Here is a 9,002-nt window from a genome sequence, read left to right as displayed (position 1 = left end):
ACGATGTGCGACACCGGTGCCCCGGCCGCCGCCGGGCGGGACCCTTGCGTCATGTCCACGGCGCGAAGCACTTCGTGCTTCATCGCCATGACGCACATGATGCCCTTCGGGTCCCGGTCGGTGTCGACCCGGACCGCGTACCCCGGCAACTCATCGAGCACCACCAGCACCGGCCCGTCACCGGGCGAGACGTGGAACACCACCGAGAACGTGTCCCCGTGCAAACGCAGCACCACCGCGCCGGAACGCTTGCCGACCGTGACCAGCACCGACGACGGGTCACGCAGCGCCGTCGCGGGTGCCTCCCGCAACGCCCGCGCCGCACCGTCCAGCCGCGCCGCCGGCACGTCCAGCACCGACCAGCCCAGTCGGTCCGGGCCGGTCCACGACGGGGGGTCGGCCAACTGCGCGTGCAACTGTTGCGCCAGCGCCCGCCGCTTCCGAGAAGCCGCCGGGACATCGGCCGGAACCTCGTTCGACACCGGGCCGTGCAAGCGCTCGTCGTGAACCGGCAGCAGGATCATCGAGGACGGCTCGCCGCGCGCCTGCCGTCGCCACTCCTCATCGAACACCGCGTCCACACCCCGGTTGTAGGAGTCGTCAGCCCAGTTCGCCCACGCCCCCCGCGTGCGTGGCTTCGGCACCCGGTAAGGGCCGGCATCGATCCCGCGTCGCAGCGCACGCCGCCACCGCACGCTACGCGCACACGAGCGACGGACACGGCGACGGTTCACCCTCACAGCTTGACACCCCCACCCCACCCGACGCGAGACACCGCCGGCCACGGACGGGGGCGGGAGAACCTCCCACGGCGGCGCGCCACCCCCGGCAACGGGGCGTCCAAGAATGCCTACCAGAGCCTGGACACACACCTGTGGCAGCACCTGTACAAGTGGGCCCGCCGCAGACACCCCAACAAGAGCCGACGATGGGCCACTGCCCGCTACTTTGGCCCGTTCTGTCCCACCAGGCGTAACATGTGGGTCTTCCGCGACCGGGGCACCGGCGCCTACCTCCACCAGTACGCCTGGACGAAGATTGTCCGGCACGCCCCGGTCGCCGGGCCGACCGGCGACGCATGCGCAAGCCCTCACAGTTGGCCGAGTCCTGGCAACGCGCCCTGCGCTCCCAACACGGACTCTGCCCCCTGTGTCGGGAACCGCTGGTGTACACCGACCACATGCCAAACTCCCTCAGCCAACGGGAGACCTGGTACGCGGCCGTTCGCAAAGCGATGACCCGCCGGGCCATCACCGAGCACGACAGCGGCCGGACAACGCACCGCCTCGTACACGCCCGCCGCGCCCGCCGATACAACAGGACGCAGAACGCAGCCCGGGGGGCAGCGCAGTGATGAAAGACGTGGTAATGGTGCCGGCGGTGTTATTCGATGCGACCTGCGTCAGGGCGCCATCACACGGGGTTGCTTGGCTGTGTTCCGACTGTTACGCTCGGCCGGCGTAACGGGGGATAGACGCCAATCGTCGTTGGTGAGACCCCTCAATTTGCAATGGGAGGGTAAATGGGCAGCTCGAGAAAGCGAATCGGCCAAGCGCTTGTGCTGGGACTGCTCGGCGTGGGTGCTGTCGGCCTCACCGCCACCACTCCGGCGGTCGCTGCCGGAACGTCTAACAGCATCTTCAACTGCTACACCCAATGGTGGAACACGGCTTGGGCCCAGAAGTGCTCGTCGCCTGGCGCCAAGTACGCCGGCACGTACACGTCGGGAGTCGCCTGCTCCTCTCAGGCGGACAAGAGCATGTCGATCGGGCGGGCGCAGTACAGCACGGCCACCTACAGCGGCACGGACTGCACTTTCGGTGCCAGCAACGGTTGGATCACGTACAGCTGACGACTGCTAGCGCGTTCCGCAAAGGAGTGCGGCCTGCGGGCCGCACTCCTTTGCGGCGTGTCGGGAAATGAGAGAATTACCCATGACTGTGGTGCTCGAAGGGCTTTCCCAGGGCTACGGAACATCCACCATCATCGACCGGCTCAGCGTAATTCTGCGGCCCGGGATCACTGCGCTTCTCGGGCCAAACGGCGCGGGAAAAACGACGTTGCTCCGGACGTTGGCAACCGTCATGCCGCCCCGGAACGGCGTCGTCAGCCTCGACGGCACCGCGATAACAAATGAACGCTCCGCCCGGCAGGTGCGGGACCAGATCGGATACCTGCCGCAGGACTTCGGGTTCGAGCCGCAGATGACGGTGCGGGACTTCGTTACCTACGCGGCCTGGATGCGCGGAGTGCCCTCCGCAAAGTGGCGGCAGGCTGTCGGCGAGGCACTGGAGATGGTCGACCTCACCACCGAACAGGGCTTGCGGATGCGGCGTCTCTCCGGCGGCATGCGTCGACGCGCCGGTATCGCCTGGGCGGTGGTCGGCCGTCCCCGCCTGGTGCTCCTCGACGAGCCCACCGTTGGGCTGGACCCGCGCCAGCGGCTGCAGTTCCGCAAGATCATCTCTACTCTCGAAGACACGGTCGTCGTGCTCAGCACCCATCTCATCGATGACGTCGCCGCGGTGTGCGACCGCGTCATCGTGATGCACGGCGGAGCGGCCAGGTTCGACGGTTCGGTGGCAGAGTTGGAGGCGCTGGGCCACGAAGGGCTGCCCGGCCACTCCGCCCTCGAACGGGCCTACATGCACCTTCTCCCCGAGAGCGAGCAGCGGCTGTGAGGGCATTGTGGCTGCACCTGCGTACCTCTCCGATTCGCTGGTCACTGCCGGTGCTCGTCGCCGTCGACCTCGCGGTGCTGTTCCTGAGGAACCGATCCTGGATCGGTGTCTGGCCGGAGAGCGGCGCGGCAGCGCAGGTCCCCGCGTACCTGCTGGGCGTGGTGGCGGCGGGGGCAGCGGCTTGGGCGGCGGGGACCCCGACGCGGCACCGGCTCGACGAGCAGCTCGCCGTCGCCCGGGCCCCTGCGGCGGCTTCGGAGGCGTACCGGCTCGGCGCGACGCTGATCCTGTTGCTGATTCCGTACGTAATCGGTCAGGTGGTGGCCTTCGCGGTGACCGCCCGGACCTTCCCGCCCGGACTACGTCTCTTCTGGGGGTACGCGCTGCTCGGCCTGTTCGTGATGGTCATGGCCACCGCCCTCGGCTGGCTGTGCGGCAGGCTACTCGGAACCCTCTTCGCGGCCCTGGCGGCGGCGATGGGCTTCCTGTTCCTCGTCGCGATACTGGGACGGGTGGACTTCGTCGTGGTGTCCGGCCGGCCGGAGATGACGGTCGATCCGGTGGGGCTGGCGCTGCGACTGGGATCGGTTGTGGTGGTGCTCCTCGCGCTGCTGTGGCTGCCGTCGCCCGGACGCGCCCGACCGGCCAGGCGACGCGCCCTCTGGTTGGTGCCGGCGGTGCTGCCCCTCGCGGCGGTCGTCGCCGCTACGAGCCCTGTGGTCGAACGGACGCCTCCAGGCAACGACGTAATGTGCGTCAACGGGCGGATGACCCTCTGCATCTGGCCGGAACACGAGAAGTACCTGCCGAAGCTACGGAGTCTGAACGCCCGGATCGCCTTGCTGCCCGACAGATTTGTCCCACCGCCGCGGATGAACGAGATCGGTATCGAGCAGACCCGGCATCTCCGCCCCGACGGGGTCGTTCAAATCGACGAGGACGCGGGCGCGCCCACTTTCTACATCCTGGAGGGCAGCCCATGGTCGTATGCGGGTGACGTGGGCACGGCGATCACAAACGTCACCCTCGGCTTCACCGACGCGCGGCATTGCAACTGGGACAGCCTGACCTCGGCGGACCAGGAACGGCTGTGGGTCCTCGGCGCGTGGCTGGAGGCCTACCTGGTGGGGCGGAACACCCCCGACTATCAGACCGACGCACCGACGGAGATGCAGGCCGCGTGGGCGCGGGGACGCGGAATCGCCGGCGAACAGTCGCCCGCGGAGCAGTTCCGGTGGGCTGAGGGAGAGGCGAGTGACCTTCGTGGACGCTATTGCCGATCGGCCCGGTGACGAGCCTGACCGGATGCTGCCGATCCGGCTGTTCCTGTCGGTCCGGCCGGCAGCGACCTCGCTCGCGGGCGTGGTCCTGCTCGCCGCGCTGGTCGCCTGGCTCGGGCTGGTTGAGGCGCCGCTGCCCACCGCCGTAGAGCAGGGGAAAGCCACCATTCCGCTGTGGCGGCTGCTCACCATGGGCGCTGCGGTCCTGCCGGTCGTCGCGATGCACAGCTCGCTGGCCGACCTGGAGGTCGTGGCCACCCGGAGGCTGCATACCCTGCAGCGCTCCATCCTGGCTGGGCTCAGCGTCGCCTCCGCAGTGATCTACCTCAGCAGTTGCGCCCTAGTGATGCAGGGGGCCGTCGTCGGGATCGTCGCGCGGTCGCTGGTCGCCTGGTTCGGCCTGGCCCTGTTCTCCGGGGTCGTACTGGGGCGGCGACTGGCCTGGGCCGCGCCGACGACGATGGCCGTCGTGCTCTGGTACTGGGGCTACGACGGCGCGGGGCGGTACGAGTGGTGGGAATTCAGTGCCCGCCCCCACGACGACGTGCCCAGTCTGCTGCTCAGCGTGGTGCTGTTCGCCGCCGGACTGGTCGCGTTCGCCGCCACGGCATGGCGTATCCGTCCCTGGATCCGCTGGCTGCCGAGCCGGACCCGGTCCGGGCTGGGCGCCGCCGAGCAGGCACCGAGGCGGCCGCACGGCGCCGGCACCACCTCCGACCGTGGATAGCGGTTGTCCCGGGCTGCCCCACCGGCCCGGGACAACCATTGGTCAACCGGTGCGGGCCTCGCTCTTTCTTTCGGTGCCGTTTGTAGCGGCCACACAACCAGCCGCCGTTCGGCACCGCTGTCTGGCCGAACCGCCTGCGCAGCGGCACCCGGCCTCACGCAACGCCCGGGTTTCCCTCCCGGTCCACCGGGCCACCGTCAGCCCGCATCCGCACCCGTCCGGCGCCGGCATCGACTCCGGCGGCGCACACCCGGCCCGCTCCCGGCGTTGCCGGTCCAGCACCCGCGCCGCTTGCTCCCGTTGCGTCTGCACCAGCCGGTCAACCTTCTCGAACGCGGCCAACAACGCTCCGCCCGCGGCAACCTCCCGATCGGCGTACCGCCAGAACGCGTGGGTGACGCTGTGCCGGCCGATCTCCACGTTGGCCACCGAACTGCGCGAGTGCACGATGCGCCGGGCAAGCTGCACCTGTGTCAACCCGGCCGCCTCCCGCCACGCGGCCAGTTGCCGACCGAGATCTCTACGCGCCTCGGCCACCTGGCCCGGCGTGACCAGGCCCGCCATCATCGCGCCCGCCGCTCAGCCAGGGGATACACCCGCGCACCGCCCGTCGGGAAGTCCACCACCGCCGGGGTGAGGCTCGCCGGACCGGCGCCGGACGCGTCGATCAGCACCCGCACCCCGCCGGCCAGCACCGCCACCCGACCCGCTGCGCCATCCTGGTGCACCACCGTGACCGCCGTTCCCGCCTCCGCGCTCACGTTCACCCGCACCGCCGCCCCGGCGCCCGCATCCGCCCCGGTGAGGGCGGCAACTGCCTCGGCCACCGGCGCGGCGGTCGGCGCGATGCCCTCGCCCGTCATCGCCGGGCCAGGCTCGGCCGGGCCAGCCTCGCCGGCCGCGTCCGGTTCGGCCGTCGGCGCGTCGTTGGCGTGCCCCTGGATGATGTAGAAGCCAAGGTCGGCATCGGTGTCCCGGCCGAGCACCGCGCGCAACGCGGTGCGGGTGTGCGCCGCCGGCCATCGATGCTCGCCGCGTTCGAGTTTTCCGATGTAGCCAGCATGGATGGCGAAGCGGCGTGCTGCGTGCTCGTACAGATAGGCGTTGACCGCCTCGGCCAACTCCTGCCGCGACATCGGCCGACCCGACCCGGACGGGGACCGCCGCGCCCGCCGCGCGTTACGCAACAGATCGTTCGGACCCGGTTGATACGCCACTGTGTATGTCCGTCCCTGGAATGTGTGGTTGTCGTGGCAGGCACGGGCCAGGGCGAGCGGTACGCGCACGCCGCAGCGGTGCGCGGACCCCTCTGTTAGCCCCGCCTGCGCGGTGCCGGTTGACGCTGTGCCGGGCCGGGCAGTTACCCCGACCGCGCCGAAAGCCAGTTGAAATCAACCCGTTTCGCGCCCATCAACTCCGGCCGCGTCGCGCCGGGTCGACGCCGAGGCAGGCGCGCCGATAGCGCGAACACCTTGGCCGCCTTTTCGTGCTCCGGGCATGGGCCGAGTACCTTGCACTCCACGCACAGCCCGTCGCCGCTGGACACCGCGTGCCGGTCCAACGTCGCCTGCGCTCGGTCGATCTGTGTTCCGCCGTGGTAGGTCGTCGCCATCTCACACGTCCCTGTACCGAACGAGGGACAGGCGTGCCGCGCAGCCCCGCGTGGGGAGCCTCACGAGCGGTGCCGCACGGCACGCCCGACCCGATACACCCGCCACCACGGAGCCCGATGTCACGTAGCAGCGGGGAGCCTTCCACGCCCTCCAGTGGTTGGCACGCGAATCCGCGTGCCCGCCGCCTGCATCGACAGGCGACCGGTCGCGTCCGTGCTGATCACGGCCGGTAATGAGGACCACCCGGCCGAAGTCGCACCCCGCCTAGGCGCACGGAGACGGGGCGTGGTTGCTGGCGGATCTGTGTTCCGTCCGGCCGAAGTTCCAGCCCTTCAAGGTCAAGCCACTCGCCATCGGCCGCGCGCTGCCGCTGACCGATCCGAGTCACCCGCAAGATCAGCGGACCAGTGCCGTACCGGTAGTCACGGTCATCAACCTCGATGACATCGCCGATCTCGAACGTGGCCATCGCCAACCCCCTCGGATCAGGGGCCAGAGCGGATGGGCTCGCGAGCTAAACCGCCCCGGCCTGCTATGTCGGCACGACGAGAACAAGGCGGTACGAACCGGCCCAACCTCGTCGTGAAACCCCAACGGGACCAGAATGGCACGCCAACCCGTGTGATACAAGTTTGTGGATCATGCCTTCTTGCGTCTGATCGAAGTGGCAACAACAGGCTGGTGATGATCGTCCGGTTGCACCATGCCGATCACCTGACGGACGATGGGTGACGTGACGACGAGGCAGGGGCCGACGCTGCGAGCGCAATGGCTTGGGCAACAGATCAAGGAACTCCGCGAAGCTGCTGGGATCACCCTGAAACAGGCAGCCGAGTACCTGGAGCGCGACCCGTCGACCGTGAGCCGGTTCGAGTCGGCCGAGTATCCGATCCGGCGCGCCGATCTCCTCGCGTTGCTGGACTTCTACTCGTTGAGCGATCAACGACGCCGCGAGGGTCTGCTGAGCTTGCGAGAGGAGGTGTGGCAGAAAGGTTGGTGGGACGGCTTCGCCGATGCGGTGGATCGACGGTTCATCGATTACGTGTGGCTGGAGTCACGCGCCCATGCGATCCACTCGTTCGATGACACCCTTCTGCCTGGTCTTCTCCAGACCAACCGGTACGCCGAGGCTGCGATCCGTGCGGCCGATCCGGACCTTGGAGACGAGCAGGTCAAGCGGGCGGTCGAGCTTCGGATCATGCGTCAGCAGGTGCTCACCGGCGACAAGCCGACGCAGCTTCGCGCGATCATCGATGAGGCGTTGTTGCTGCGCACGGTCGACAACCCGGACGCGATGCGTGAGCAGCTTCGACACCTCGGCGAGTGCGCCCGCAGGCCGAATATCGAGATCCGGGTACTACCATTCAAAGCGGGCGCACACGCCAGTCCAGCGGGCGCGTTCAAGGTGTTCACGATGGCGGAACCGTATCCCGAGGTCGCGTACGCCGAGACACTCGCCGGTGCGATCTACGTCGAGACTCCTGGTGCTGAGCGGTTTGTCCAGGCATACGATCGGTTACAATGCGTGACCCTTACACCGGAAGAGTCGGCCGAGATGATCTCGGCCGCAGCAGAGGAGATAACGTGAACGCAGCAGAGACGCACGCACCGGACCGTCCGGACCTGGCGGGCGTCGCCTGGCACATCAGCACCAAGAGCGACAACGGCGGTGCGAGTTGTGTCGAGGCTGGTCCGCTCGCCGATGGAAGCGGGCGGGTTGCGGTGCGGCACAGTCACCACCCCAACGGTTCCGTGATCATCTACACCCGGGTCGAGTGGGAAGCGTTCCTCGCCGGAGTCCGTGAAGGCGAGTTCGATTTCTTCGCCTAGGCGTGCCATGACCGGCTAGAACAACGGGACGGACGGGCGACTCCCCATCACGTAGGGGGTCGCTGCTTGCTTTCTGCGCACCGTTACCGACGGTCACCTATCGATCGCAACGGCATCGAGGCGGGAGGGGCGCCCCCGTACGGGGGCGCCCCTCGGGGTGTTGGTAAGAACCGCGACACCAGGGGCCAAATAGTTGATCTTGAGTTGGAGGCCGGCGGGCCCTGATGGCGGTGAGCTGGTGTCCCGTTAAGGGATCCTCCACCGGGCGGCGCCGCGGAACCTCGACGTGGGTGTTGCGCCGCAGGTCACCGAGTCTCGTAAGACCCGCCCGATGAAGTGCCCGATGGGCGGGGGCTGAACGGTACAGTCACGGGATGACGGCTCTCAAGATCGGCTACGCGCGGGTGTCTACCGACGAGCAGGATCTCGCCGCGCAGCTCGACGCGCTCACCAACCTCGGTCTGGGGGCCGACCGGATCTACGTCGACAAGGGACTTACCGGCACCAATCGGGCCCGGCCCGGGCTGCGCGAGGCCTTGGCGGCGTGCCGAGCTGGTGATCAGCTCGTCGTCACGAAGCTGGACCGGCTGGCTCGCTCCGTCACCGACGCGCACGACATCTCCAAGGAGCTGACTGCTCGCGAGGTCGCGCTCAACCTCGGTGGGTCGATTCACGACCCGACCGACCCGGTTGGCAAGCTGCTGTTCACCGCCTTGGCGATGGTTGCGGAGTTCGAGGCGGACCTGACCCGTATGCGCACCCGCGAGGGCATGAAGATCGCGAAGGCGAAGGGCCGGCTCCGGGGCAAGGCGCCCAAGCTCAGCGTTAAGCAGGAGGCGCACCTGGTGGCACTGCATCAGGCGGGCGAGCA

Annotated in this window: 13 protein-coding genes; 8 read left to right on the top strand and 5 right to left on the bottom strand. The window is 68.7% G+C overall.

The genetic code is table 11. The features are described 5' to 3' along the window. A partial coding sequence (locus EFE23_RS28320; protein WP_158675929.1) for a hypothetical protein occupies positions 1–581 on the bottom strand: 581 nt, incomplete at its 3' end. Between EFE23_RS28320 and EFE23_RS29630 the strand changes: the two genes are divergently transcribed. The 5 genes from EFE23_RS29630 (at position 489) to EFE23_RS26535 (ending at position 4,688) form a co-directional block, all read left to right on the top strand. Further along, the gene (locus tag EFE23_RS29630; protein WP_369410332.1) at positions 489–1,238 is read left to right on the top strand and encodes a group II intron maturase-specific domain-containing protein; all 750 of its coding nucleotides are present in this window, start codon (positions 489–491) and stop codon (positions 1,236–1,238) included. The genes EFE23_RS28320 and EFE23_RS29630 overlap by 93 nt on opposite strands. A 284-nt stretch (positions 1,239–1,522) precedes the next feature. Beyond that, positions 1,523–1,852: a hypothetical protein gene (locus tag EFE23_RS26550; protein WP_148058544.1), complete on the top strand. Its 330-nt coding sequence runs from the start codon at positions 1,523–1,525 to the stop codon at positions 1,850–1,852. 82 nt (positions 1,853–1,934) lie between these two features. Beyond that, positions 1,935–2,681 (top strand): ATP-binding cassette domain-containing protein, encoded by a 747-nt coding sequence (locus EFE23_RS26545; RefSeq protein ID WP_199737255.1) that lies wholly within the window; start codon positions 1,935–1,937, stop codon positions 2,679–2,681. Continuing rightward, on the top strand, positions 2,678–3,973 hold the full coding sequence (locus EFE23_RS26540) for a hypothetical protein (RefSeq protein WP_123243625.1): 1,296 nt from the start codon (positions 2,678–2,680) through the stop codon (positions 3,971–3,973). Before EFE23_RS26545 ends, EFE23_RS26540 begins: the two co-directional genes overlap by 4 nt. 13 nt (positions 3,974–3,986) lie before the next feature. Then, positions 3,987–4,688 (top strand): hypothetical protein, encoded by a 702-nt coding sequence (locus EFE23_RS26535; RefSeq protein ID WP_199737254.1) that lies wholly within the window; start codon positions 3,987–3,989, stop codon positions 4,686–4,688. A gap of 42 nt (positions 4,689–4,730) precedes the next feature. On the opposite strand, the gene EFE23_RS28665 is transcribed toward EFE23_RS26535, so the two are convergent. The 4 genes from EFE23_RS28665 to EFE23_RS28085 form a co-directional block, all read right to left on the bottom strand. After that, positions 4,731–5,255, bottom strand: a complete 525-nt coding sequence (locus EFE23_RS28665) for a helix-turn-helix domain-containing protein (RefSeq protein ID WP_199737253.1) — start codon at positions 5,253–5,255, stop codon at positions 4,731–4,733. Beyond that, positions 5,252–5,974, bottom strand: a complete 723-nt coding sequence (locus tag EFE23_RS29800; RefSeq protein ID WP_148058543.1) for a hypothetical protein — start codon at positions 5,972–5,974, stop codon at positions 5,252–5,254. Before EFE23_RS29800 ends, EFE23_RS28665 begins: the two co-directional genes overlap by 4 nt. Positions 5,975–6,048: 74 nt before the next feature. After that, positions 6,049–6,300: a hypothetical protein gene (locus tag EFE23_RS26520; RefSeq protein ID WP_123243623.1), complete on the bottom strand. Its 252-nt coding sequence runs from the start codon at positions 6,298–6,300 to the stop codon at positions 6,049–6,051. Between the two features lie 221 nt (positions 6,301–6,521). After that, positions 6,522–6,770, bottom strand: a complete 249-nt coding sequence (locus tag EFE23_RS28085; RefSeq protein WP_148058542.1) for a hypothetical protein — start codon at positions 6,768–6,770, stop codon at positions 6,522–6,524. 264 nt (positions 6,771–7,034) lie between these two features. Between EFE23_RS28085 and EFE23_RS26515 the strand changes: the two genes are divergently transcribed. From EFE23_RS26515 to EFE23_RS26505, 3 genes are all read left to right on the top strand, one after another. Then, entirely contained in the window at positions 7,035–7,889 is an 855-nt protein-coding gene (locus tag EFE23_RS26515) for a helix-turn-helix domain-containing protein (RefSeq protein ID WP_199737252.1), read from the top strand. After that, positions 7,886–8,131: a DUF397 domain-containing protein gene (locus tag EFE23_RS26510; protein ID WP_233601157.1), complete on the top strand. Its 246-nt coding sequence runs from the start codon at positions 7,886–7,888 to the stop codon at positions 8,129–8,131. Before EFE23_RS26515 ends, EFE23_RS26510 begins: the two co-directional genes overlap by 4 nt. A 374-nt stretch (positions 8,132–8,505) precedes the next feature. Next, a partial coding sequence (locus tag EFE23_RS26505; protein ID WP_148058541.1) for a recombinase family protein occupies positions 8,506–9,002 on the top strand: 497 nt, incomplete at its 3' end.

The sequence above is a fragment of the Micromonospora solifontis genome, from assembly GCF_003725545.1.
GTDB classification, from domain to species: Bacteria; Actinomycetota; Actinomycetes; order Mycobacteriales; family Micromonosporaceae; genus Micromonospora; species Micromonospora solifontis.
The sequence above is the reverse complement of the archived record's forward strand: the minus strand, read 5'-3'. Positions and strand labels throughout refer to the sequence as shown.

Coding starts and splice junctions, on each gene's coding strand:
- EFE23_RS26550 (WP_148058544.1), top strand. CDS start 1,523: ATGGGCAGCTCGAGAAAGCGAATCGGCCAAGCGCTTGTGCTGGGACTG.
- EFE23_RS26545 (WP_199737255.1), top strand. CDS start 1,935: ATGACTGTGGTGCTCGAAGGGCTTTCCCAGGGCTACGGAACATCCACC.
- EFE23_RS26535 (WP_199737254.1), top strand. CDS start 3,987: ATGCTGCCGATCCGGCTGTTCCTGTCGGTCCGGCCGGCAGCGACCTCG.
- EFE23_RS28665 (WP_199737253.1), bottom strand. CDS start 5,255: ATGATGGCGGGCCTGGTCACGCCGGGCCAGGTGGCCGAGGCGCGTAGA.
- EFE23_RS26520 (WP_123243623.1), bottom strand. CDS start 6,300: ATGGCGACGACCTACCACGGCGGAACACAGATCGACCGAGCGCAGGCG.
- EFE23_RS28085 (WP_148058542.1), bottom strand. CDS start 6,770: ATGGCCACGTTCGAGATCGGCGATGTCATCGAGGTTGATGACCGTGAC.